Source organism: Pseudomonas sp. Pseusp18, assembly GCF_059506005.1.
In genome coordinates, this window is record NZ_CP169240.1 from 4,548,136 (window position 1) to 4,571,362 (window position 23,227).

General features: G+C 51.5%; 20 protein-coding genes and 2 pseudogenes. 16 read left to right on the forward strand and 6 right to left on the reverse strand.

Translation table 11 applies throughout. The annotated features are described in order from the left end of the window. The first annotated feature begins 639 nt into the window (after positions 1-639). Positions 640-1,083, forward strand: coding sequence for a hypothetical protein (locus ACEN9A_RS20195; protein WP_028941135.1), 444 nt, complete (start codon positions 640-642; stop codon positions 1,081-1,083). Between the two features lie 200 nt (positions 1,084-1,283). Here ACEN9A_RS20195 and ACEN9A_RS20200 read toward each other — a convergent pair whose 3' ends face one another. Continuing rightward, positions 1,284-3,518, reverse strand: a complete 2,235-nt coding sequence (locus ACEN9A_RS20200) for a hypothetical protein (RefSeq protein WP_413386136.1) — start codon at positions 3,516-3,518, stop codon at positions 1,284-1,286. 210 nt (positions 3,519-3,728) lie between these two features. On the opposite strand from ACEN9A_RS20200, the gene ACEN9A_RS20205 reads away from it, so the two are divergent. Beyond that, the gene (locus tag ACEN9A_RS20205) at positions 3,729-4,133 is read left to right on the forward strand and encodes a hypothetical protein (protein ID WP_413386134.1); all 405 of its coding nucleotides are present in this window, start codon (positions 3,729-3,731) and stop codon (positions 4,131-4,133) included. A gap of 113 nt (positions 4,134-4,246) precedes the next feature. On the opposite strand, the gene ACEN9A_RS20210 is transcribed toward ACEN9A_RS20205, so the two are convergent. Together ACEN9A_RS20210 and ACEN9A_RS20215 are read right to left on the reverse strand one after the other, a co-directional pair. After that, positions 4,247-5,293 (reverse strand): DUF4062 domain-containing protein, encoded by a 1,047-nt coding sequence (locus ACEN9A_RS20210; protein WP_413386132.1) that lies wholly within the window; start codon positions 5,291-5,293, stop codon positions 4,247-4,249. Positions 5,294-5,432: 139 nt separating this feature from the next. Continuing rightward, entirely contained in the window at positions 5,433-6,683 is a 1,251-nt protein-coding gene (locus tag ACEN9A_RS20215) for a hypothetical protein (protein WP_413386130.1), read from the reverse strand. 212 nt (positions 6,684-6,895) lie between these two features. On the opposite strand from ACEN9A_RS20215, the pseudogene greB reads away from it, so the two are divergent. Together greB and ACEN9A_RS20225 are read left to right on the forward strand one after the other, a co-directional pair. Then, positions 6,896-7,072, forward strand: a pseudogene (gene greB / locus ACEN9A_RS20220) (transcription elongation factor GreB); the annotation flags it as partial. Positions 7,073-7,302: 230 nt separating this feature from the next. Next, positions 7,303-7,860: a hypothetical protein gene (locus ACEN9A_RS20225; RefSeq protein WP_413386128.1), complete on the forward strand. Its 558-nt coding sequence runs from the start codon at positions 7,303-7,305 to the stop codon at positions 7,858-7,860. A 115-nt stretch (positions 7,861-7,975) separates the two neighbouring features. Here the strand turns inward: ACEN9A_RS20225 and ACEN9A_RS20230 are convergent, their stop codons facing one another. Further along, the gene (locus tag ACEN9A_RS20230; RefSeq protein WP_028941133.1) at positions 7,976-8,284 is read right to left on the reverse strand and encodes a helix-turn-helix domain-containing protein; all 309 of its coding nucleotides are present in this window, start codon (positions 8,282-8,284) and stop codon (positions 7,976-7,978) included. 120 nt (positions 8,285-8,404) lie between these two features. Here ACEN9A_RS20230 and ACEN9A_RS20235 point away from each other — a divergent pair, with 120 nt between their 5' ends. The 9 genes from ACEN9A_RS20235 (at position 8,405) to ACEN9A_RS20275 (ending at position 14,847) form a co-directional block, all read left to right on the forward strand. Further along, positions 8,405-8,923 carry a hypothetical protein gene (locus ACEN9A_RS20235; RefSeq protein ID WP_054597287.1) on the forward strand — a complete coding sequence of 173 codons (519 nt, stop codon included), beginning with the start codon at positions 8,405-8,407 and terminating at the stop codon, positions 8,921-8,923. A 39-nt stretch (positions 8,924-8,962) separates the two neighbouring features. After that, positions 8,963-9,154 (forward strand): antitoxin Xre/MbcA/ParS toxin-binding domain-containing protein, encoded by a 192-nt coding sequence (locus ACEN9A_RS20240; protein ID WP_054597286.1) that lies wholly within the window; start codon positions 8,963-8,965, stop codon positions 9,152-9,154. A 32-nt stretch (positions 9,155-9,186) separates the two neighbouring features. Then, the gene (locus ACEN9A_RS20245) at positions 9,187-9,342 is read left to right on the forward strand and encodes a hypothetical protein (protein WP_237142924.1); all 156 of its coding nucleotides are present in this window, start codon (positions 9,187-9,189) and stop codon (positions 9,340-9,342) included. 67 nt (positions 9,343-9,409) lie between these two features. Next, the gene (locus ACEN9A_RS20250; protein WP_054597285.1) at positions 9,410-9,769 is read left to right on the forward strand and encodes a hypothetical protein; all 360 of its coding nucleotides are present in this window, start codon (positions 9,410-9,412) and stop codon (positions 9,767-9,769) included. A 100-nt stretch (positions 9,770-9,869) separates the two neighbouring features. Then, positions 9,870-10,199 (forward strand): DUF7693 family protein, encoded by a 330-nt coding sequence (locus ACEN9A_RS20255; protein WP_413386198.1) that lies wholly within the window; start codon positions 9,870-9,872, stop codon positions 10,197-10,199. An 84-nt stretch (positions 10,200-10,283) separates the two neighbouring features. After that, entirely contained in the window at positions 10,284-10,493 is a 210-nt protein-coding gene (locus tag ACEN9A_RS20260) for a hypothetical protein (RefSeq protein ID WP_054597284.1), read from the forward strand. A 509-nt stretch (positions 10,494-11,002) separates the two neighbouring features. Continuing rightward, positions 11,003-12,280 (forward strand): alpha/beta hydrolase, encoded by a 1,278-nt coding sequence (locus tag ACEN9A_RS20265; RefSeq protein ID WP_413386124.1) that lies wholly within the window; start codon positions 11,003-11,005, stop codon positions 12,278-12,280. A 237-nt stretch (positions 12,281-12,517) separates the two neighbouring features. Next, positions 12,518-13,849, forward strand: coding sequence for a trypsin-like serine peptidase (locus tag ACEN9A_RS20270; protein WP_413386122.1), 1,332 nt, complete (start codon positions 12,518-12,520; stop codon positions 13,847-13,849). Continuing rightward, positions 13,846-14,847, forward strand: a complete 1,002-nt coding sequence (locus tag ACEN9A_RS20275; RefSeq protein WP_413386120.1) for a hypothetical protein — start codon at positions 13,846-13,848, stop codon at positions 14,845-14,847. The genes ACEN9A_RS20270 and ACEN9A_RS20275 overlap by 4 nt, the downstream gene beginning before the upstream one ends. A gap of 294 nt (positions 14,848-15,141) precedes the next feature. On the opposite strand, the pseudogene ACEN9A_RS20280 reads toward ACEN9A_RS20275, so the two are convergent. Then, positions 15,142-15,334, reverse strand: a pseudogene (locus ACEN9A_RS20280) (DUF4113 domain-containing protein); the annotation flags it as partial. A 304-nt stretch (positions 15,335-15,638) separates the two neighbouring features. On the opposite strand from ACEN9A_RS20280, the gene ACEN9A_RS20285 reads away from it, so the two are divergent. From ACEN9A_RS20285 to ACEN9A_RS20295, 3 genes are read left to right on the forward strand one after another with little or no spacing between them, the layout of a single operon-like run. Next, the gene (locus tag ACEN9A_RS20285; RefSeq protein ID WP_413386118.1) at positions 15,639-18,056 is read left to right on the forward strand and encodes a tellurite resistance TerB family protein; all 2,418 of its coding nucleotides are present in this window, start codon (positions 15,639-15,641) and stop codon (positions 18,054-18,056) included. Beyond that, complete coding sequence (locus ACEN9A_RS20290) at positions 18,053-19,348, forward strand: ATP-binding protein (protein ID WP_258612068.1); 1,296 nt, start codon at positions 18,053-18,055, stop codon at positions 19,346-19,348. The genes ACEN9A_RS20285 and ACEN9A_RS20290 overlap by 4 nt, the downstream gene beginning before the upstream one ends. Next, the gene (locus tag ACEN9A_RS20295; RefSeq protein WP_413386115.1) at positions 19,323-21,566 is read left to right on the forward strand and encodes a DEAD/DEAH box helicase; all 2,244 of its coding nucleotides are present in this window, start codon (positions 19,323-19,325) and stop codon (positions 21,564-21,566) included. Before ACEN9A_RS20290 ends, ACEN9A_RS20295 begins: the two co-directional genes overlap by 26 nt. A 166-nt stretch (positions 21,567-21,732) precedes the next feature. On the opposite strand, the gene ACEN9A_RS20300 is transcribed toward ACEN9A_RS20295, so the two are convergent. Next, positions 21,733-23,022 (reverse strand): hypothetical protein, encoded by a 1,290-nt coding sequence (locus ACEN9A_RS20300; protein WP_054597260.1) that lies wholly within the window; start codon positions 23,020-23,022, stop codon positions 21,733-21,735. Positions 23,023-23,227: the final 205 nt, after the last annotated feature.

Here is a 23,227-nt window from a genome sequence, read left to right on the forward strand (position 1 = left end):
AGGTCGTTTTTTCGTCTGAATCTACCTTCATCACGGCGTCCTTGTTTGTAGCCTAGGAGATAGTATCACGGCAGAGCCAACCGGCGTTATGGATAGCGAAGTCAGGTATATCGATAGGCATTGGGCTGACATAAGATTTCTTGCAATCAGGTTGGCCAGGCCTGGAAACCCGGTAAAGCTTCAAGTACTTGCCAGAGACCCCAAAAGATTCATCCTGCTCAGCAATCTCCACCTGCCATCCAAATACCCTAAGCAAATCGATATTCAGTTGCTCTGCATTCCATACCGACATCCTCGATTGCGACTCTGTTTTCCTCTTTACTATGTCGATGGAGACTTTCAGCCAGCAACCTCCAATGCGGATTTCTCGCTACGGAATCAATTAATTTCAAACAAAGCCCTGCTAGCCATCAACAAGCCGAATACTCACTAACTCATCAGGCCATGACCTCATAGGTCAGCATATAAAAATCGAAAGCCTTTGATATCAAGTAAGCAAAGTTACCGGGGAATGAATGCAAGCAGCCAGCCCACAACCTACATTGCAAAATTCGCACATAGCCCCCCTAGAAATCTAATCTCTCAGAGTTGCACCGGTGTTTGCTCCCTCGTTACCATAAAATAAAAAAGAGAACATCAATGTCCGACCTAAAAATCAGCTTCAGCGTAACCCAAACGCCCGAAGGCTATAACCTCAATTCTTTTCACAGCATCAAAAAACAGGACAGCATAGATCATAGTGCATTCCAGTACATTGGACTGTTATATCACGGCATTGACGCGACCAATGAGTACGACTCAAGGTTTACGCCGGCAGTAGTCGAATCCTTCAGTGCTTCCATATTGAACCTTGGTTTTCCTGAATGCACACCAATGCATATGCTTTCTACATCCAATTGGAAAGAGCGGATGTACATTGTGTGGGGGTTTATATCCGAGAAATCTCAGAAAAACGCGAGAGCGCTAGATTACGAAGAGTTTCACAATTACTGGCCCAGCCTTGAGTTTTGCGAACCAGGCTGGGACAACGAAGTTAAAAAATGGATTTCTAGCCAACCTTGCTGCACGCATTTATGCGGATAAACCAAGTGGCCACCAAACTCAACAATGGTGAACACCAAGGGTGGCCCAGCAAGAATGTTTGGGAGTGGATCAACGCACGGCTTTAACGTTGACCGAGCCCACCTTCGCGCCTTTCGGATGCTAGCTTGCAGCCTTAGGGAACGCTCGATGAGCAGATCGTCCCGTGCTGAAGGACGCAGAGCCCAATGAGCTGAGAGTGCTCAGGCAATGCCTATGCTCCGTTCAGCATAGAAATCCTTGACCTTCTCCCACGTCATTTTCATGGCAATGCTCCGTGCTGATGTTTCATCGAGAAGATAAACCTCCACATCAGGATCCGTGATGGGTGAGAGGAATTTACCGATTCCCAATATCCGACCAGTCCCCACTGTACCGTCCTGGTTAAAAATTACTGCGGGGCGATGATCTCCCGATTCGAACAACGCCCTCACCCCAGACTTCAACCACTCCCAATCGACAGTCACGGGAAACGCTGGGCTAACGGTATGAAGAACGACGGGAACGATCGAATCGATCCCTTTTACGAGTGTGCCGGGAAACGCTCTGAGTAGCTCAAGATCTAGAATCTCATCAAGCACTGCGTCCAACCGCACGCCGTCGACGTCACCCCGCCCATCCAGACAAGAAGCCAAATGCGGCGCCAGGTATTCTTCGAGATCGCGATACCCCGCAGACTGTAAAAGCTGACCTTGACTGCCCTTCATCCTAGGAATCGCCCCTTTCAGGATGCGCCGAATTAACAAGGCCGCCTCGTGAGGTCGATCAGGAGGAAAGCGATGAATGCTTCCTTCCTCGGATAACCTGAAAAGCATTGCCTCACGCAAACCCAGAACAAAACACGCCTGATGGAACGGATGCCGATCACTGATCAGATCAGTCCGCACCCAATTCGCAAGATCCTCTGTCGCTTGAAGCCTTTTTGACGGGTCATTGGACAGCATGGGTATTGGAGTGGCGATTTCTTCCGTCACGTCATACATCTGTTTCATTTCGATCGCATAACGCAGCGCCTCCAACTGCGCCCATTCAACCACGGGCTCAAATCTCGCCGCGTGCACCTTGTCGGGAGCTGCATCGAAGGCGGCCAGAGCGAGATCACCCAACACCCGGCCCGCGAGGAACGCATCACTGCACTTAATTGTCCCCCCAGGGAACGGCATTCCCGCCGACAGGTTCTCCACCAATGGCATCGCCACTGCGGGCTCTGTCCAGTCGAGTTGGTTTCGACTCATATAGGGCATGTACCGGTTCCGCACGGCCGGGTTACAGACGAACTCGCGCGCGTGTTGGCCGAGACTTCCCCAGAAGTCAAACCTGGTAGGTACCCCTCTCAGACGAATTTGCCGCGCCTTCATTTGCCAACAAAAGTCGCCGTCGAACTCAGGCTCAAACAGCTCCTCCAGAATGGGGAAGGCGGCGTTAGCAAGGTCGTAGATTGTGGTAGGCGTCTGACCCGCGATGTCGGCCTTGCAGCTGTCCAGAAACAAAGAAGCCTCAGAATCTCGCTGTGGCAACCCGTGCTCCTTGCACCAGACGTACATTGAGTAGGGGTCGATGGCGCACAATGTGATGCACCACCGTCCTCGCCCGTAACCATTGACGTCCCGCCACAGCATCATGAAACCGTGTGATCCTGCCCTGTCGCCTGCACGAGCAATGATATCCATTGCGGTGATCACTAATCGTGGCGGCAGTCGTTCATCAGTGCCAGCCTCCTCTGCCCGCCCACCACCAGCCCCATCGCCAGTTCCCTCATCCTCGTAATAGTCGATGCCATCCGCTGATTTTTCGACCAGGTACAGATCGATCGAGGGCAATGCCTCCGGTGGCAGCCTCACGCTACCGGTGAGATGCCATGCTTCGGGCAGATGGGCCTGCAGTGCGAATGAGGATTCATTGGACACTAACTTGAGTGCCAAGCATTGCTTGCCCGACCATGCATTCATGCTACCGACTGCGTGTGTCAGAAGTGTCGTCCAGTCTGCTGCCACCACCACAAAACAAATGTCGAAATTGCCCAGGAATGGGAGCAGGTTCCGCAGCTCCTGTTCATAACCTGCAAGTTCGGTAACGGTCTGCCGCTCAGTCTCGCTCGCTCGTTTAACCTCAAAAACCACGAGGGTCTTCGACTCGGGATTAAAACAGAGAATGTCGGGACGCAGCACTTCACCGGTAGTAAGCGAAATACTGGTGTTGATTGAAATGATCTCCAGCAATCCTAGGCGGCCCAGCAAGTGCCCAGCAGCCTCCGCCGAGGCACGTCGAGAGATGTAATCGATGCCGAAAGACGGAATGAAAAAATCCTGCCCGATCGCATCCGTGATGGAGGTGATGATTTCCTGACCTTGAATGCTTTCGAGTAACTGGTCGTTTTCGATAAGCCTTTGCAGCCAGGTCACTACCTCAGACTCAGGAGGCAATTTTGGTTTAGACATGATCCTTCCTTGAGTTTCCAGGCTGCAGGTTTGAGCCATCTGAACACGATGGAGCGAGAGGTAATGTGCCAGCGCAGGTAAAGCCGCCGACGAATTCATCCTAGCAGAGCCATACCCCAAATACGGCAAACAGCCAGATGACTCCTGGCAGATTGAACGCATTTCTGGTACGAGATAGAGGCCTTCTACTCCCAGCTCAAGGACATGGTCATGGAACTCGTCACCCTAGCCCACATCACGCTGAATCGAATTGGATCTATAAATGCGTCGGGCTTCGGAGCTCGTCGAGAGCGAACATTCATCACAGAGGTTGTCGATTCGACAACCTTAACCCTGCAACAAATTGTCGTTGAAATCGCCGAAGCGAATGGAGAGCTTAAAGGGGCGCTACACAACCTCCGCGAGGAAAGGTATGGCTATCCGGCGGGTCAGGTGGTTTTCAATGTTCAAGGCATAAGTACCCAGTACAGTACGCCCTATGCCGTGTGCAAGGTGATTCCAGCTCTCAAGATCAACAATCGCTACTTCCAGCTTGAAGAGGTTGAGACCAAAGGGAGTACATTTTATCGCCCAGATGCCGAAGATTTTAAGCTGGAGCTGGCAGCCGAACAGTGACCAGCGCTGAGTCAATGACAAGCCTTACAGCAAACGGCTGCGAGGCCTGTCGTGCCCTTGATCCCAATGAGATCGCTATTAAGACGTGGGCTCAAGGCAGGTATCGAACAACGCTAAATTGAAAGCTTGCGAGCGAAGCGGAACATCACGTCCTCAAGCCAGCGGCTGTAGGTAGCCGGGGAAGCGGGGATCATGAGCTGGCGTTCTTCAAGGCTCTGCTCAGAACGGTGCGGCATCGAAAAACTGCTGGTGGAGCCCGTTGGTGGTTCAGCAAACTGCTTATAGGCCACACCATACAATCCGAGTTGGAACCAACCACCTTTCCCCTCGTTGAGCACATCAAAAGCCGCTTGTGCCATCTTCCTCACCAGCGACGGTGAGATGTAATACGAGTCGAAGTAGTTACTGGATGAAGATGGGGTGGCCAGGGAAATCGATAGCCAACTCATTCCACTATCGTGATGCCGCCATACCAGACCTTTGGTATCCAGCCCCGTGAGCTCGGCGCTATCAAAATCATCGTAACCCGCCTTGAGCGTACTCAGGCCGGCCTGATAGAGCTTCAGGAAAAATGCCTCATGTTGCGTATGAACGACGCGCAGACTACCCGCAAGCGCAGGCTGCGGCAGAAAGGCGAGCTCCAGGCGCGCTTCATCATTTCGGCTTCCCCACCGACTGTTGTTTGGTCGCTGCTGAAGCTGGTGGATGAACTCCTGCTCAGTAATGGCTTGGCGGCTGACCGTCAATTGGTTGAGGGCGCGGACGATACCGTCCGAAAGATCATGCTCACTGGCAAAGGTTGCCCGGAACAGACCATCAACGTAGTCAGACACTTCCCACTGGAACTGTTTCTGCAACCCCTCAACGGGTGTGTCTTGCAGAAACGCCAGGATTGGCTTTCCGCCAGCTTTTGCTCGACGGAATTCCTGCTGCGTCACTGATTCCCCACTACTGGTTTGAAAGCCAAAATCCGCTCCTAGAATGAGCACCACTACGTCGGCCTGATCAACCTCCGTCATGCACGCTTCCTGGGAGGAGTAAGGCCTTGCCCCAAAGTCCTCGCACATGACTGGGGTATGCCCAAGAAGCGACACGGCCTTCCTGGCTGCAGCACGATATTGCTCAAAATTCCGTACTACGGAGCTGACGAACACCTTCATAGAGATCCCCCAGTAAATGCCTACGCGCCCCATGTCGTAGAAGCATAGTGATCATACCGTCTGGCTGATGCGTCGTGTGACCGCCCTCACCTTTGCACCACCACCCCTCCAAGCAACGCGACAGCTGTATTTCAGGACTTCACACTGCATCTTCCTGGGTGGCGACCCCAAACAGCTTGCTGAGCCCGAGATTCGGGTAATTGCCTATAGAGTTATCGAACGCATACGTCCTGCTTTGCTCGCCTTCCGAGGTATTCCCGATTCTTGTCATGGACGATGCACTCACAAAAACAACGGAGGCGAGATGGGCGTAGTCCGGATTGGTTAGAAGTTTGCTGGCGCGCTGCGCTAACGAGTTGAGCTCCTGCTCTGAAAACGACTCCAGCGATGAACCAGAATGGCGCTCAACCCGGATGACGAGGCATCCGGGGCGCGTGCCCGTCATCTGATCACGGACGGCCCTTTTGGTCACTTCGCCAAGCATGGTTTCAAATTTACTCGGTACCCGACTTTGGATGTCGATGACGAGAAAGGTTTGCTCACCCAGTTCCTTGATTAAGCGATACCCGGGCCCATGCCCCAACAGATCGTTCGCAATTGCATACAGCTCTTCTACTCCGAACTCCTGCTGCACCGACTCAAAAGTGCCCATTCCAACACTGATTGTGCAGATCCCTGGCAGCTCCGACTTTTCCTGCCCGACCGCCTCTACAAGCTCGGCCGCCAATTTGGCGCGCTTGTTCGCCGAATCCGGAATTTTGCTACTGAGGGTAAAGGAGATGCCATAGACACACCTCTTCAGCGATCGAAGCTTCGGCTCGATATAAGGCAGGAGGAGACTGGTCAATACTTGGAAGGTTTCCTCGGTCAAGGACTCTCCCCTGTCGGCAGAGAGGCTTTTGCATTCGACCTCGACGGCTCCCACATCGGGAATCATCACCATCATGTCAAACACGCCGCCCCCGGTATCCTCCTCCATCCAGATGATTTCACACCCTTCACGACTAAGGTGGGTAGCTACTGTCAGCTCAAATTGCAGTCCGCGCATACCGTCTGGATCTTTGATCGCGTGCCGAACCCGACCACACAACTTGTTGGCATTTTCGGGAGAGCTGTGACAACAGATATACAGGATTTGTGAAGCGAAAATCATCGCCTGCTTGGAAGCCTCCCACGACTCGACATCGAGAGGTTGCATGCCATAGCAATCAAAAGCCCAAAGCCCGTACGCCAATACGTTCCGTTTCCATAGAAACAATCGCAACAGCGGTGTCTCGTTAATTTGATGCTGCAGGGCGGACACCCGTTTGAGCCAAGGCCGGTCAGGAAAAAGGACTACGAAAGCTTCGTACACTGCAGGAAAATCGCTGTCATTCAATTCCGTTATCATGACGGCCTCATGGGGTCTTCGTGCCCTCGAATCGAAAAGGCATCTACTGACCTTGATTCTTGTATCAAAGGGTCATCAATAGGAGAAGACAGAGTCGAGTTTTGCCTAAACGCAAACAGAATTCCAATACTTCAGAAAGTGCAGATTTTCGCTCGCCAGCCACCCTGCACTTCATTTGATCAGTACGCACCATTCTTCAACAGGAGGCCGCTTTGGCCACAAACATCATCACTCGCGGTGGCTACGATGCTCTGAAGGCCGAGCTCGATCACTTGTGGCGAGTGTACCGCCCCGAGATCACCCAAAAAGTCACCTGGGCCGCCTCACTTGGAGGTCGCAGTCAAAACGCGGATTACCAGTACAACAAGAAACTGCTGCGCGAGATTGATGAGATTTAATCCCAACTGTGACCTTGTCTCGGAAGGTATTGGATTTCGCGCGCCCAGAATGACTGCTCGAAACTGAAAGCACTCAGAGAGTTAAATGTCACCATCCAAGCTGGCGTCTTCTCTTGACGTAAGCGGCTAAGCATTGCCACATTAACCCCACTATCAGGGAGTCATCCTCACTGGTCTTCTGACCGGCCTTCCTATTTCAAAACATGGATCGGAGAGTCTGAATGGAAACCTCTCGGAGTTTGATGTACGAGCTTGTTGAAGCAGCGGTAAGCCAATTTCTGATCAAGGACGCCACCAGCATCAGAGACAATATTTCGGAAAGAAATCTCTGTGCTCGTCTCGCCATGCAATTCGAAAACCTGCTCCCAACCTACAAGCTTGAGGGGTATTACGCAGACCCCGAGTACAACAGAAAACAAGGTGGGCAGATCAAAACCATCTTGTCGGGAGAATTGGAAGTGATCAAAGTGACCTGTGATCTAATCGTGCACAGCCGTGGAGAGAGGGGGCGAGATAATCTGATTGCCATGGAAATGGCCAAGCCAGACAAAACGACTGAACAGATACACTCGGATAGGCTACGACTCATGGCTCTAACCAAGAAGAGCTTTGACGACACCTGGTCTTATGACGGTGTCACTCATCCCGAACACGTCTGTGGATACCTGCTGGGGGTGTTCATGATGGTCGATCGAGCCCAACAGGTGGTGTCAGTTGAGTACTTCGAAGATGGGAAACCAAAGGCCAATAGAAAAAAGTTTGCTGTGAAACTTGCCTGACCCCATCAGCGTTTCCGAATGGTGGGATGCTGATGCCTATAGCACCAATGAGTCTTCTTTGACTCAAACCATTCGATCAAGAAAAGCACCTTCAAAGCATTTCGCAGCGCGTACATCAGCCACCCAGTGCCAGTCGCTCCACCAGATCAACCACATCCTTGCGCTCCTTCCCTTTCAATAAATGAAAACACTGCAGCAGATGCGCCGTCTCGTCATCCTCGCAGTAAAAATACGGCACCGGTAAATTCAGGACAGCAGCAATCTGCTTCACGATGCTTTCACCAGGCTGGTGAACGCCCTTTTCGTACTGAGACATCCTCGCAGAAGCTGTGGCCGGCTCAATGCCCGCCTCAATCCCCAAACGTTCCTGTGAAAAACCTCTTATCTTGCGTGCCTCTTTCAAGCGCTTGCCAAACGTACCCATTTTCTCATCGCCGAAAGGCTAAGAGATTCTTAGATTCGCTTTGACGACATACTAAGTATTACTTAGTATTTGGCAGAAATATCCTTTTGCCATCACTTCAAACGCGAGACAGGGATCAAAATGAAGGAAATGCAAATCGTAGACGGCCGGCTCGACGAGAAATCGCGAGGGTTTGGCGGCGACGTGGTCAGCTACCACTACTGGAAAATTGACGGCAAGAAGCACGAAAGGCTCGAGATCCCGGACGTTCTCGATGCGCACGTTAAGGCGGGTAACCGGATTCGAGCGACGTATCAGCCAGGCAAAGACAACGTCAATCGGATCTGGGCCATTCAGCTCGACGATGAACCTGTCCGTTCAGTTGTCGACATTCCCTTCATTGCCGTCTCCCTGGGAAGGCTCAGCATCCTGCCTCTGGCGGTCGCCATCTTTACGATTTTTGTTGCCTACGGCTTTTGGGAGAACAGCGCCAACCATCGGAGCTTTCATGGCTCGTCCTACCAGTTGAGCTGGATCGCGCTCAATTTGTTCGTCAGCTACCGCTACATGATTAAGCCAATGCTGATGATCAAGCGAGGCATCAACGCGTTTCGCGAATATTGCGCAAAGGCTCCGGCATCGACCTCGACCGCTAGCTAAAACCGAGCGGACGCCGGCAAGTCTCCCGAGAGCCAGAAAATGAATTACGTCGAGCTGATCCAACACCAAGCCGAGCAGGTCTTTGGCAACAAATCGAAAGCAGATGTCTGGCTGAATCAGCCCATCGTAGGGACTGATGAATACTCACGGTTACAAGCAGCTCACAGTGAAGCGGGATACAAACTGGTAAAGGCTGAACTAGAAAGACTCAGTCACGGGTTTGCCTGCTGATGCGTCCCCCTCCTCCAAGCCCAGGACTCAACATGATTGTTTTTGATCTCAACACAAACAATGCGGAAGCCCTTCTCCGGCACGTCGAAGAATTCAAGCCGAGCTCGGGCGACCGGCGCGCGAGAAGCGTTGCTGGAATTGAAAGAAGCTTTGGTGTCGCATCTGGAAGACGCCAGCACGCCAGCTGACCCAAAACCAGAGCGACAGATTTAGGTCGAAACAGGAGCTCAAGCACATCATCATCCTGGCGTGTGTATGAAGATCACGACCTCTCTCGAAGGGCAGCTTTGGCAATTGGCTGTGGCCACGCTCGGCGCGCAAGGCTTGGAGCAGTTGGTGGCTGAACTGCTAAAGAGTCATGTAAGGACTCGCGCGGTGAACGTGTATGGATTTCTACGCCTCGAATGGCTCGACCAAGAGGCATTAGAAGCCCTGCGCAAGGGCCAGCGCCGGGCAGGAGCAGAGCTAGCGTTTTCTGGGGATGACCCGAGTAAAGTCGCGATACTTCACTGTCACTCCGGTCATCTGCTGCGAGGCATCGTCCAAACTTTGCCGCCGGAAGTACTGCCAGAGGACGTGCTTGAATGGCGTATGCAACTCGATATTGGGTTGTGATTTCATCCCGTAGCTCCTTGCGTCTGAAGTGCGCTTCGGCGAAGTTCATTGAACTGGCCTAATGATTTTGGACACCTCAAGACGAGTATCGGTAATCAAGATGAGGGAAATTTTGAACACAAAGGCCCCTCTCACCGCCCGCGAGGTCTACCAGGTACTGAAGGACGTCGCGCTAGGCACACGCATCATGAGAAGAACCAGCAACCAGTCATTGTGCGAACTCTACAACGACCTCATGACTGTTGAGATCGATGGCTGGCGTCTCACGCTTTTCAATGACGGCGGCACCTTGGATTACTGCGAGGATTGCAGGTCTCCTGACGGTCGCATCGGGTCTCTTGAAGACTGGCAACGCTATGGCACAGATCCAGTCGAGCTTTTGAGTGGTTGGGAGCGTGAGCAGCTTGAGCGTCTACTGAACGCGCTCTGACTCTGTGCGACCATCAATATCAGCGACAAGATCCTACTAAATTCACCTACTGCTACGCTTTCCTTTTTCCATGGAGGAATCGCAATGCAAAACTCAGACCTGCTCCCTTCCCTACTATTCAAGATCAACGAAAACCAGCAAGCCCTTGAGGCTGCCATTATGGAACTGACACTCTGGGTCGAGCAGCGTGGATCGGGTGAGGTTGGAGGCAATGTGCGCGGTGCCCTGGACGCGATCAGAACCAATGAAGAGTTCATCAACATGACGCTCGCTGTGTTGATGGCACCGGAATAATTCACCCCATATGTCGAAGAAGCCTGTTGGGTACCGATCCTGTCGACCTACTGAGTGGCTGGAAACGTGATCAATTTGGGCGTTTGCTGACGGCACTCTGAGCCCCTTAAAGCAAAAGAAACCTTTGCCGCGTCCATCGCCAAATCGATGAACGAAAAAAAACATCTGGCTAGGGAGGTTGGCTTTCTTCTGCAGTATATGCTTTGTGACGTTCATTGAGGGGTTCCTTTAGACAAATTAGAATTACAACACTTTAATCGGCGTAATTAACTTAAGCTGTAAAATACTCATTACATGGATCCGAAACTGCGCCCGCCGATGGACTGATGCTGCGAGAGAAACCAACACCAGCAACATATTACTAGGAAAATCATAACCTTACAGAGATCCATTGAATGCTTCAAAAAACATAGTGGCATTTTGAACGCCGCGCGCTACGCTGATTAAAAGTATGATGCGTGCACCCTACCTTTAAACCTTACCTTGGCCGTGTCATACCGGAGGCCAACATGAAAGGACTCAACTTCAAGCTTGCTTATACCCTCTTAAGCGTTGCATTGATATTAACAAACGGTTGTAGTTCGGGGACGACATCAACCGTGACTAAAGATTCCTCCTCGGATGTAGCTTACGCGGCACTATCTACTGAGCCAGTAAGTGAGCCGGTAGCAGAACACGCATTAGCCGAAAAACTAGCATTTGCTTCGCTCCATTCGCCAAACAAAGTCATGCCATTCAATGGCCGCGTCGTCAAAAGCAATGAATCCAAAGACATCAATGGCGACTCTTATTATGGCGTAACAGTACTTTATGGAACTAATCGAGCTTCAATAAAAAACGTGGGTTTTGGAGGGGGAATCTCTGACTCAATGTCATACGGCTCTGAGACCGTACTTATTCCAAAAAATCGCAAACGAGGAGAGTTCCGAGACAAAGACTCATTCTTCCATAAACTTAAGCTAATTTTTAATGGGGACGAAGAGAGCACAGGCTTTATTAAGCTAGACAGTGGTAAGTCTGAGGTATTAAGCGAAGACCAGCTACTTAAAAAACTGTCGTCACAAAATAGCATAGCGTATGGAGATATCCTTATATTCGTGCATGGCTTCAACGTGGGCTTTTATGAAGCAGTGAAACGCACGGGCCAAGTAGTTTATGATCTTGACCTAAATGTACAACCAGTATTATTCAGCTGGCCATCCCAAGCGGATCCTACTAAGTACGGGCCTGATAATCGACTAGCAGGGGAATCTGTAAGAGCGTTTAGGGAGTTTGTGCAACGCATATCGATGACGTCTAAGGGCAGAAAAATCCATGTACTTGCGCACAGCATGGGTTCTCAGATTGTGATTCCAGTGATGGCAGAGCTCTACTCTAAAAACCCAGTAAAATTTAACAAAAAATTTGGCAATATAATTCTAGCAGCCCCCGATTTTGATAGAGACTACTTCCGAAGAGAATACAGCCCTTCGTTTGAAAACTATGGTAAGGCAACGATATATATGTCTTCTGACGATCGAGCTTTGAGCATTTCATCTAGCTCACACTTAAACGATGGTCAGCGTCTCGGCTTCAGTGGAAAAGAAGGATTCGCGTCGCCAAAAATTGATGCAGTTGATATCACACAAGCAGTGGGTATAGATGACATGCTAGGCCACTCACGCTACGGAAACTCAAGTCGAGTATTGAACGATATGCACTACCTGATAGGTAGTGCATTAAGAGCTAACCAACGATTTGGAATTGATTTAAATGACAATCCGACTTACTGGATTTTAACTCCATAGACTCGGTAATGCCCCTTCCACTAGGCCAGCCCCATACTGGGCGGGGCCGGGCTACCAACGAGAGGTTGACTGCCCTAGCGTTGAGTAACTGGAGCTTACGTCCTCGTAAACTTGTACTGAATCGCAGGCTTCGACTTCAGATTGGAGCGAGGGAATCTACGCTGGTATCGAAACGCCCAGCGCCGGGTAACTATATGTACAAGATTAAAAATCGACTGCTTATTAAAGGAGTGGATCATGAAAAACACCCTAGTAGACATGACTGTATTGGTGTTAACCATCTCAACGGGAGCCCATGCAGATGATGCTAGGGTTAACACTCCTTACACACAACCAAGGGTGCAAGACGAATACGATATACAAATTAAACAGATTGATGAATATTCAAAATTGCTAAAAGGAAAGACTCTCGAAGAACTCGTAAATCAAAAGCCGATTATAAACGATGCAGGCCTCCAAGAGAGCAAGGAGCAAGCTCTAACCACTTGGAAAAACTCACTAAATACTCCATACGACCCTGGCCCACAAGTTATAAGAGAGCATTTAACTCGCAAGAATTTTGGGCTTCCAGACAGTCCTGACATCGCAACGATATCAGCAACAAAAAAAATACCAATGAATATTGACCCTCATATAACAAATAACGGGATTAATCAAATCCCAAAGCAAGCCTTCATATTGCCTAACTCTAAGATTCCTGGCGCCAATCAACAAACGATGGCGGGCAATAACACAGGAAATAAGTATGGAAAGACAAAACCATTTAAAAATGAGCTATCCGGCTATCAACACGGAGCCACCCTTGAAGATCTGGAAAAATTTAGAGCAGATAGCAAAAATTGCATTGGCACACTAACTAATTCTGAAGGCAACCCAGGTCTTTTCAGGAAGGACGTATACAAATGCTTTAAAACTCTTAACTCACCTAGTACTTTCGCATCCAGTGGATATCTTCAAGCGCTGAACCTCATCACATCAATTACAAAAAATGATGGCCTGCACTCTTGTATTGCCTCGTACTACAAAGAAGGAGAGTGGATCACTGCCGGCCATTGCGTCACAAAAAATAACTTGGCCGATGGCAGGAATTTAATTATTGGTGAAAAAACCCTCCCCCTTAATGAGTACAACGTCAGGCGCTGTTATTTACCAGGATGTGATGCAGCTATAATCTTGGCCAAAACTCCAGAAATTGACTATTCCAAATATGAACTAACAAATCCAAAATTACAACTTATTACAGAGAACTCCGAGGTTTTTATTCCTGGAATGGAAGTAGGAATGCCAATCATCATAACCCCAGAAGCACCATACAAGTACAACTTAATGTGGTCAGATGTCGGTCATGGCTACTGCAAAATATATAGAGTTGAGAATGGTTGTTTTAGCCACACCTGCAGCACTTTGACAGGATTTTCTGGTGCTCCCGTCTATTGGATAAATGCACCTAGCGGAAAGATTGAATTATTAGGGATTCACACGGGAGAAAGTACGGAAGGAACCACCTGCGCTGAAACAAACACCAACTATGCTGTGACAGCCAATTTATACAAAGGAATAATTCAATGAAGACTCTATTGATTTTTATAGCTTTGACGCTAGTTGCCTGCAGCAATCTCAACTCTACTTCTTTCGAGTCAAAAAAATACGACTATGCTGACCTCAATAAAAACCCACCAATCAAGGAAGTTCGGGTCTTCTCCCTAGTAGATAAAACCGGAAAATGTCCATTACAAAGTACTAAGGAGACTCCGCAGGCGCTTTTAATCTCTGGCATCGGATGGGGCGCCAAGGAACTTTTTGCATACGGAAAAAGCGAATTCGAAGCCCGGGCACAATACCTCGAAAGCGATATTAAACTTAATGGCCGATTGCTGTTAGTGTCAGATTGGCCTGTGACCCCGTCGGAGTCAGAAGGGCTTTGCCTCCTATTAGTAGCCGGTGAATTCGCGGCGATACCGGACTCGCCTGCCCTTGATGCATTCAGGGCTAACGTAGAACCAGACACCGTACTGGATGGCCAAGGTGGTTTCAGAGAAACAATGTCTAATTATGAGTTGCAGATCCCTGGCTCCGAGCCCATCGTGAACCCATTCACCGGCTTAAACGGAAATCCTGATTTTTTAATGGAGGTGCGGATCACATCAAAAACCGTCAGTGGAATTTTGAACTACGCTGTGACGCCTACTTACCTTCTCTATCCACATCCATTGCACAAGATGACCGTCAATGGGCCTAAGCGAAAACTCACAGTGGATCTTGGTCTTGGCGACGTAAAAGCTGCGTTGTCACTTGACGATTTTCAGAGTGGGCACGTTTATACAGCACATAGTTTAAAAACTCGGTACGCCCTGGCAGCAAGCTCCTCCGGCAAACCATTCGGTGCCATGACATTTGTAGTTACCGAAGGCCCTGACTCGCTACCTACTTCTAAGGCATTCCGTGCGGCTGCCGAGAAGACGGATGACCTCAACAAAATCGTCCAAGACAAGGTGAATGAAGCATTGGCTAAAGAAGCGGCAAAGGATGCAGCTAAAGCGGCAGCCAAGCAACCAGGGAAAGCTTGATCATTAGCGCAAGCCCAGCGCATGACGTGACGCTGAAGCATTCGACTGCTCGGTGGCGGGGTGCGCAATACCCTGCCACCAGGTTTTTCCGTGCATCAATTCGCACTATCGGCGACTAATCCGGAATTAGTGAGGGAATGTCATCGAGATCCTGAATGAGCTTCAGGTACTCATCCATCGCTGGCCGATACAATGCAACCTCGGATGGATTGATATTGGCCCCGGAGGTTTCAATCCGGTACTCTACCGTCTCAGTACACCTCCCTGCTGATGAAGGCCCTGCATGCCGGATTCCCCCCAATCCGGATCCGTCGGCACACTTGCCAAGCGCATTGTCCCCCTGCCCCACCTGCCGTTTATGGCGTCCATCACACCCATATTTTTCCGTAGCAACTGGCTGCGAGATCGAAAAAAGATCTTCGGTGCATTCACCCTTTTGGCAAAGGTTAACCAAGAGCACCTCCGCTTTGCTGTACTCGAAACCTGGTCAGTAGACCCGATCCACAGCTGTGGAGGCTTCCTCAATCATCGGGCCTGTTACGTGCCTCCGAGTTCATGGCTGCTCAGGTCAACCGAACGTCTCTATCACTGGTTTGAACAACGTATCCCGGTAGACAAAACATCCATGGTCTAAGCTTTCGATCACTGGAGTGACTGTGACAGCTAGCGCTGTAGGGTTCGTTGATGGGCATTTTTTCCGATCAGTAGCGCTGGGTAGTCCATAGTTCTAGAGATGCATTTATCGGATACCGCCATTGCGCCAGCCCCCACCTTTCAAGGTTGAAATACTCATGGCAAGGAAGAAGGCAAAAAACTCGACAGGCACCGGCATCCTGATCATTTTTGCACTGGCTTTTGGTGCATTCGCTTCGATCCCGAAGAATACATGGATCGCTATTGGCATCATCGCTTGCATCGTCGCCATTATGTGGTTGTTAGCCACTCGCACAAAACGACAGCTTGAACAGATTCAAAGGTCTGCTTCAGCGACAACGCACCTGCGGGAGCCGCGAAGTAAAGACGTGACCTTCTCCATGCATGAGGTTTCGTCGAGCAATAGGTCTGAAGAACCCTCCGAATTTTATACCGTCCAACTCGGCTCCCCCCCTTCCGCCTCCTTTAAAATTCCAAATGCAAGCAAGCAGAAATCCGATACCCACTGGGTTCCGGCGGGCGAATCGGTCACTGTGTCTGGTTTTTCACTTCCCGGTGGAATGCTCTATGTAGGAAGCGCACTGGGTCGATACGATGCGCAAGAACCATCACTGATCAATCCCAAACTGCGGATAGCTAAATCGTACGTTGATATCGAAGAGCGGCTGATGCCCTACTGGCCGAGTTTTCATTCCATTTCGCCAGAGGCTCGGCGCGGATACCTGCAGTGGCTAGAAGGTGGACGTCGTGATCCGTTGGCAGACACCGGCTATGTCTTTTTATTTTTTTATGGCCTTGAGCGCCGTGCACTTGTTGATGCAGTAAGCGATCCGCAGGTGAAGGCCGAGATTCCTCTGATCACCAAAGAAGTCCAACGGCTGCTGGATATCTATGAGGACAATCGATCGTTCAGGGGGTACGCGGAGGGCTTTCTGGACTACCTGAGCAATCAAGCGCTCGATCCTAACCTTTACCTTGGCCCACCTCCTGATGCCGTTGCTTACAGCTACGAAATGCCGCTTCCACTGCGCATAGGGTTAGGGCAACACGCAGCAAACAAACGGCCACTTGATGCCGACTGGGCATTGGCATGGGCGCTAGCCGACCCCAACATCAGCAAGCGCACCCCGGTAACTCGGTGTAAGGAAGTCTTCGCTGCATTGTTCAAACTCAAGTACGCGAGTACCCACCCTACCGGGCTAATTCTCGCGCAAAACAAGACCACGCTTAAAGCAAGCTATCGACCGGCCTCCGCAGTGTTAATGGCCCCCGCAGTTAACCTGGGGGATCTTCCTGATGTCATGGCTACGTCAGGAACGCGTAAAAACCTGCAATTGATTGTTGAGCTTTGCACCAGCGAGTTGGAACCCTATAGCCGCTATCTGGGCCGAAACCCTGAAAGCGCAGAAGCGCTGGAGGGCCTTTTGCAGCTTCCTGTCGCGCTATGGCCGGCGCCGGCCCGTGCAGAATTGGACGATCTTCAACACAGGATCGGTGATGACTTGATCGACATGAGTTTTGGCGAACTCGCTGGACGGTTCAAGAGCGCAGGGGCGTTGTCTCGCGACAAAGTACTGGCACTTGCCCGCGCGCTGGAGTCACTCCATATCGGTATGGAACCTGACGTTCTGGCAGGCAGCAAAACACCGAAAGCCGAAGATAAAATTGCATTATTTGTGACCCAACCAGAGGACGGATCACTGCGAGCTTCGGCGGTCTATAACGCGGCCTCGGTCACTCTTGACCTAGCCAGTGCAGTGGCATCTGCCGATGGGGATACTTCGAATGAAGAATTCACAATGCTGGGTCAGCACATTGACTCATGGAGTCACCTGAGTGTTGCCCATCGCAAACGTCTCAAGGCGCATTTACGAATCCAAATTCAGCAACCTCCAACACTCGCAAGTTTGAAGAAAAAGCTCGACCCTTTGACCGTCGAAGCAAAGCGCGCGATTGCCAGCTTCCTAGCCCACCTCGCACAAGCCGATGGCACCGTCAGCCCATCGGAGGTGAAGCTTCTGGAGCGAGTGTATAAAGCGTTGCAACTGGACAGTCAGCTGCTCTACAGCGATCTTCACGGTGCTGCATCCGGAGCAAGAGTTGCATCCGTCATACCACCCGCCAACACCACTCAGTCCGAGCCTGGGGTTCCCCTCCCAGTTAACGCCAAGCAAGGGTTCGTGCTCGATCATGAGCGAATTGCTGAATTGCAACGAGAAACAGCTGAGGTATCCGCCCTACTTGCTCAGGTGTTCACTGATGACCGGGTTGAGGAATCTGAGCAGCTTATTGAGGATGCCGAATCGACTTCAGCGTCGAGTGCTGACGTTGCGGGCCTCGACTTGGAACATTCTGCGTTCCTACGCCTATTGGTCTCACGTCCAGAGTGGAGTCGATCTGAACTTGAGTCCGCTGCGAGCGACATGGAGCTAATGCTCGATGGTGCTTTGGAGCAAATCAACGACATGGCCTTTGACCGCTTCGATATGCCCATCACCGAAGGTGATGATCCCATCGAAATCAATAAAGACATTCTGGAAGAGTTAGCCTTATGACCACTATCAGAGCCAAGGATCGCGACGCGGTCATCCAATCGCTACGCGCCGGCGTCGTCCCTCGTGTCGGCCAACACTTGATTCAGGTCGGCCGGGTGGGCGAACTCGATGCGCTGATCACCGACGTTAACCGCCTGGTTGAAAGCGGCTCAGCATTTCGCGTCGTGATTGGCGAGTACGGCGCCGGCAAGACGTTTTTTCTCAACCTGGTACGAGCCATTGCGATGGAGCGCAAACTCGTAACCATGCACGCTGACTTAAACCCCGATCGCAGGCTGCATGCCACTGGGGGACAGGCACGCTCACTCTATTCCGAGCTGGCCAAGAACATGTCGACACGCACAAAGCCTGACGGTGGGGCTATGCAAGGCATCGTCGAGAAATTCATCTCCCAAGCCAAAACAGAAGCCAAGGCGGCGGGTACTGACAGTGAGACTGTCATCCGTACACACCTTGCTGAGTTGACCGAGATGGTCAACGGCTACGATTTCGCTGAGGTGATCGCTGCGTATTGCCGAGGTTTCGAGGACGGCAATGAGCAACTCAAGGCTGACGCCATCCGCTGGCTGCGTGGTGAGTTCACCACCAAAACCGATGCGCGTGCGGCTCTGGGTGTGCGAACGATCATTGATGACGCCTCCGTCTACGATCAGCTCAAGCTGCTGTCGAGATTCGTCAGGCTCGCAGGTTTTGGCGGCCTGATGATCTGCCTCGACGAGCTGGTCAACCTCTACAAGCTGGCCAACACGCAGGCACGCAATGCCAACTACGAGCAGATCCTGCGCATCCTCAATGATTCGCTGCAGGGATCGGCTGAGGGGCTTGGATTCGTCCTGGGTGGCACCCCTGAGTTCTTGATGGACACTCGCCGAGGTCTGTTTAGCTACCCAGCCCTGCAATCGCGCCTGGCCGAGAACTCGTTTGCTAAAACAGGGCTGGTGGATCTGTCGGGCCCAGTTATTCGCCTGACCAGCCTCACCCCCGAAGACTTCTATGTACTGCTTCAGAAGCTGCGCCATGTGTATGCGGGCGGCGATGCTGAAAAATATCTACTGCCTGACGAAGCGCTCCCGCTGTTTATGGCGCACTGCAATCAGCGCTTGGGGGAAGCCTACTTCCGCACGCCGCGCACCACGATCACTGCTTTTATCAATCTGCTGGCCATCCTGGAGCAAAACCCGGGAGCTGATTGGAGGGTGTTACTGGGAGGTGTCGAGGTAGCTAAAGACCTGGGCGGAGAAGACGACACGAAGGTCGACGCGGACGATGAACTTGCCACCTTCACACTCTGAGTCATCAGGTTTCGACCAGCTAGAACCCCGTATTCAGCGATGGATTTGGGCTGAAGGCTGGACGTCCTTGCGTGACGCCCAAGAATGGGCAGTGCCTGTTCTAGTGGACGCAGACCAGGATGTCATTATCGCCGCCGCAACGGCGGCGGGGAAAACCGAGGCCGCGTTCCTCCCCATCCTCACCCATTTACTCAACCACAATGACCCTCCCGGCTCTGTGCTGTACATCAGCCCACTCAAAGCCTTGATCAACGATCAATGGGGCAGACTCAGCCGTCTATGTGAGCAACTGGAAATTCCTGTAGTTGGCTGGCACGGGGATATCTCATCGAGCAAAAAGCACCGATTTTTGAAGTCGTCGGAGGGGGTGCTATTGATTACCCCTGAGTCCCTTGAAGCATTGTTCGTCAATCGAGGCTCAAGCCTGGCTGGAGTTTTCCAAAACCTGCGCTACATCGTCGTTGATGAACTCCATGCATTCATTGGTAGTGAGCGAGGAAAACAGCTGCAGTCCCTGATGCACCGGGTCGAGCTCGTAGCAGGACGTCGCCTTCCCCGAGTTGGGCTATCAGCAACATTGGGCGATATGAGATTGGCGGCGGAGTTCCTTCGTCCGGCCGGCGTCGACACGGTAACCGTGATCGAGTCCAAAAACTCCAATCAGACTCTCCAGGTGCAAATCCGTGGTTACATCCAACCGCCGATGAGCGAGCTAAGAAAGACTCCCATCCAGTCCCCTGATGAGGACGGCGATGAAGACGAAACGGAAAACAAAGCAAGCCCTGACTTTGCGATCGCCGATCATCTCTACAAGGTTTTGCGAGGAAGCAATAACCTGATATTCCCGAACAGCCGCCAGCAGGTTGAATGGTACGCAGACCAACTGCGTCGGCGCTGCGAGAAAGACGGTCTACCCAACGAGTTCTGGCCTCACCACGGTAGCCTTTCAAAGGACTTGCGTGAGCAGGCTGAGCACGCGCTTAAAGCCGGTAACCAGGCGGCATCGGCGATCTGCACCACGACGCTTGAACTGGGAATAGACATCGGGAGCATCAAGACGGTTGTGCAAATTGGCCCTCCCCCCTCAGTGGCGAGCCTACGTCAGCGCTTAGGTCGCTCAGGAAGACGCCCAGGAGAGAATGCGGTACTGCGCGCGTACTGCAAAGAGTCGCCTCTCAAAGATGGATCGAGCCTTTCCGATCAACTGCGCCAAGGCTTGGTGCAGACCATTGCCATGGTTCGCCTGCTGATTCGAGGGTGGTTCGAACCCCCGAGAGCCCAAGGCGTTCACGCCTCTACTCTGGTTCAGCAAGTCCTTTCCATCATCGCCCAATGTGGGGGTGCATCAGCGGCAGCTTTGTGGAAAAGCTTGATCGCCGAGGGGGCATTTTCCAAAGTCGAAAAATCCGACTTCGTGGGGCTGCTCAGGACATTGGGAGAGCATGAACTCATTGTTCAAGACAGTTCGGGATTGTTGCTTCCCGGGACGGTTGGAGAGCGTCTGATAAACCACTACGAGTTCTACAGCGCGTTCAGCAGCGATGAAGAGTTTCGCCTCGTGTGTGATGGGAAAGCCCTGGGGTCAGTACCGGTAAGCCGCCCGCTTACCAAGGATCAACGAATCATCTTTGGGGGGCGACGATGGCAAGTGCGTGACGTTGATCTCCAGGCCAAGGTCATTATTGTTACTGCCGCACGCGGCGGTGCTCCTCCCCAGTTCGATGGTTTGGGTGCAATGGTGCATGACACCGTCCGTGAAGAAATGCGTGCAGTGCTGGCAGATACTTCGCACTGCCAGTTTATTGATCGCGGCGCCCATGATCTGCTCGACGAGGCTCGGAAGACATTTGTCTCATTAGGCCTCGGTGAACGCTACATCATCGAGTCGGGCAGCAAGTGTTATCTGATCAGCTGGCTAGGTGATCATGCCAACGATGCACTGCGTCTGTTGCTCAATCATGTAGGCCTATCTTGCGATAACTCAGGCCTTGCCATTGAGATTGACGCCAGCCTCATTCGAACCCAGGCAGCGCTGGAGGATGTCGGTAGATTGGATGCAGGCGATCTCGATTCGATTCTTGCGAATGTGGAGAACATGCTGCGCGAGAAATGGGATTGGGCATTGCCGGAGTCATTGCTGATGAAATCGTTTGCTTCTATATCGCTGGATATCTCGACTGCAATCTCTTTTGCACAACGCCAGTCTTTGGCTAAGTAGAATGGCGTGACCATGCCGTAGATGCATTTCAAACCCATTTCGCGCTTACACGCGGCCTCTATGTAGGCCCGAGCAGCGTGAGACGCTGGCGCAGTAGATTCGGTAAATACAGAACATTCAACACGCCGACAACTTCATTTTTGCTTCTGAAGCAAAGCAAAAACATTTAGTGGGCTGGAGGCTCCCAACTCTCAAAATGCTTCAGTGCGTTCAAGTCTCCGATTAACTCTTTCGCTTTGGTCAGTCGCTCTAGGACAGCTTTACGATCGGCATCCCCCAATCTTTGTGCAGATTGCTCGATGTCGTCGAAGAAGGCGCGGATACTGTTCACCTTCGCCCAAGTCTGAATCACAGACTCAAGTCGATCACGGCTTTCCTGGATCACCTTGAGTCGGCGCTTTTCCTCTTCTTGTCTGCGCCTCTCCTCACACTCCAATAAAAACTTCTGATGCTCGCGCTCCCTCCGTTCACGCTCAACTTCGACTTTGTTGGCAAGCACAGGAGCCTCGTCAATCAACAACTTGATGATGCCAGCAATTTTGCTGACTAAGTCGCCAGGCTTGTCCTCAATCCAACGACGTACCCATTCTGCGCCGTAGTAGGGAGAGTAGACCTGCAGGCAAAGACGGCCAGTAGGCATGTCATCGCTCATCACCCAACCATCATGAAACGGAGATCGTCGTTGACTCGTAGGAAGCGAGCTCAGTCGAACGTATTGCTTACCAACACTCTTCACTGGCACGTATTCACTGACTTCGTAGATGGTCAGCCCGAATTGGAAACTACCAATGTGAACCACGGTAGGTCGCTGCGGCTTCCAGAGTGAAGGATGAACGTACCTTTTCGACTCCTTTTCTCGGTGATCCACGGATTCACGATTCATGTATGTTTCGGCATTTGAGAGTGCTACGGAGAAACCTTTTTTCATCAGCCCCAAGTACAGCTGATTGGCAAAGTCCACGGCATGAGTGAGTCCGGTGCGGCTCACGATGAGATCTGCCATGGAACGTTTTGTCGGTCGTAAATAACCGTTTTCGCTTTCCCTCACCTTCAGGAAATGCTCTTCGATACCCAGCAACAATGGGTGTTTCCGAGGTAGCTCCACATCGATCTTATTTTTTTGCCGACCCAGCTTCCGGGGTGCTTTCGGTAGGGTCTGTGAAACCTTGAGAGGCGTGCCATTTCGACTCCAGGCAATGAGAGTGCCTGGCAACGCCGTTGGCAGAGGTGGGCGTGGCTTTCCTTTGCCCGCCGCAACCTGAGCCCAATACCCCACCGGCGGTCGGGGTACATTCAGGCTGGAATAGATCCGAGCCAGGTAGCTGGAAGAAACACCATATCGCTCCCCAATTTTGGTCATTGGCATCGACCAGGCTAGTTCGTACAACGACTCTCTTGTCACCACGTCTTCGGAGGAGTCATCGGCTGGAATGTTTGATTCTGGCGTGTCTTCCATGGATAGGCGCTTCGAGAAAGGTGATCAGGAAGTAGGCTGTTGCTAAGTCATCCTAGCCTAGACGTTATGACGATCCGATGCGGGAGCAGGCTGAGTCATTGAGCGATTCACACCCGCGCCACGTTCGCTACCTCAAATGAAAAGCATCCGAACCCTGAGTAAACGAGTGGGTAATCTGCGCAACTACCAATAGTTGATTCAAAGC

What these genes read in the sequence shown, in the direction of transcription:
- ACEN9A_RS20260 (WP_054597284.1), top strand. Translation starts at nt 10,284, where the DNA reads ATGCAAAACTCAGACCTGCTCCCTTCCCTACTATTCAAGATCAACGAA.
- ACEN9A_RS20250 (WP_054597285.1), top strand. Translation starts at nt 9,410, where the DNA reads ATGAAGATCACGACCTCTCTCGAAGGGCAGCTTTGGCAATTGGCTGTG.
- ACEN9A_RS20210 (WP_413386132.1), bottom strand. Translation starts at nt 5,293, where the DNA reads ATGAAGGTGTTCGTCAGCTCCGTAGTACGGAATTTTGAGCAATATCGT.
- ACEN9A_RS20240 (WP_054597286.1), top strand. Translation starts at nt 8,963, where the DNA reads ATGAATTACGTCGAGCTGATCCAACACCAAGCCGAGCAGGTCTTTGGC.
- ACEN9A_RS20290 (WP_258612068.1), top strand. Translation starts at nt 18,053, where the DNA reads ATGACCACTATCAGAGCCAAGGATCGCGACGCGGTCATCCAATCGCTA.
- ACEN9A_RS20245 (WP_237142924.1), top strand. Translation starts at nt 9,187, where the DNA reads ATGATTGTTTTTGATCTCAACACAAACAATGCGGAAGCCCTTCTCCGG.
- ACEN9A_RS20195 (WP_028941135.1), top strand. Translation starts at nt 640, where the DNA reads ATGTCCGACCTAAAAATCAGCTTCAGCGTAACCCAAACGCCCGAAGGC.
- ACEN9A_RS20230 (WP_028941133.1), bottom strand. Translation starts at nt 8,284, where the DNA reads ATGGGTACGTTTGGCAAGCGCTTGAAAGAGGCACGCAAGATAAGAGGT.
- ACEN9A_RS20300 (WP_054597260.1), bottom strand. Translation starts at nt 23,022, where the DNA reads ATGGAAGACACGCCAGAATCAAACATTCCAGCCGATGACTCCTCCGAA.
- ACEN9A_RS20275 (WP_413386120.1), top strand. Translation starts at nt 13,846, where the DNA reads ATGAAGACTCTATTGATTTTTATAGCTTTGACGCTAGTTGCCTGCAGC.
- ACEN9A_RS20200 (WP_413386136.1), bottom strand. Translation starts at nt 3,518, where the DNA reads ATGTCTAAACCAAAATTGCCTCCTGAGTCTGAGGTAGTGACCTGGCTG.
- ACEN9A_RS20235 (WP_054597287.1), top strand. Translation starts at nt 8,405, where the DNA reads ATGAAGGAAATGCAAATCGTAGACGGCCGGCTCGACGAGAAATCGCGA.
- ACEN9A_RS20295 (WP_413386115.1), top strand. Translation starts at nt 19,323, where the DNA reads ATGAACTTGCCACCTTCACACTCTGAGTCATCAGGTTTCGACCAGCTA.
- ACEN9A_RS20285 (WP_413386118.1), top strand. Translation starts at nt 15,639, where the DNA reads ATGGCAAGGAAGAAGGCAAAAAACTCGACAGGCACCGGCATCCTGATC.
- ACEN9A_RS20255 (WP_413386198.1), top strand. Translation starts at nt 9,870, where the DNA reads ATGAGGGAAATTTTGAACACAAAGGCCCCTCTCACCGCCCGCGAGGTC.
- ACEN9A_RS20215 (WP_413386130.1), bottom strand. Translation starts at nt 6,683, where the DNA reads ATGATAACGGAATTGAATGACAGCGATTTTCCTGCAGTGTACGAAGCT.
- ACEN9A_RS20205 (WP_413386134.1), top strand. Translation starts at nt 3,729, where the DNA reads ATGGAACTCGTCACCCTAGCCCACATCACGCTGAATCGAATTGGATCT.
- ACEN9A_RS20265 (WP_413386124.1), top strand. Translation starts at nt 11,003, where the DNA reads ATGAAAGGACTCAACTTCAAGCTTGCTTATACCCTCTTAAGCGTTGCA.
- ACEN9A_RS20270 (WP_413386122.1), top strand. Translation starts at nt 12,518, where the DNA reads ATGAAAAACACCCTAGTAGACATGACTGTATTGGTGTTAACCATCTCA.
- ACEN9A_RS20225 (WP_413386128.1), top strand. Translation starts at nt 7,303, where the DNA reads ATGGAAACCTCTCGGAGTTTGATGTACGAGCTTGTTGAAGCAGCGGTA.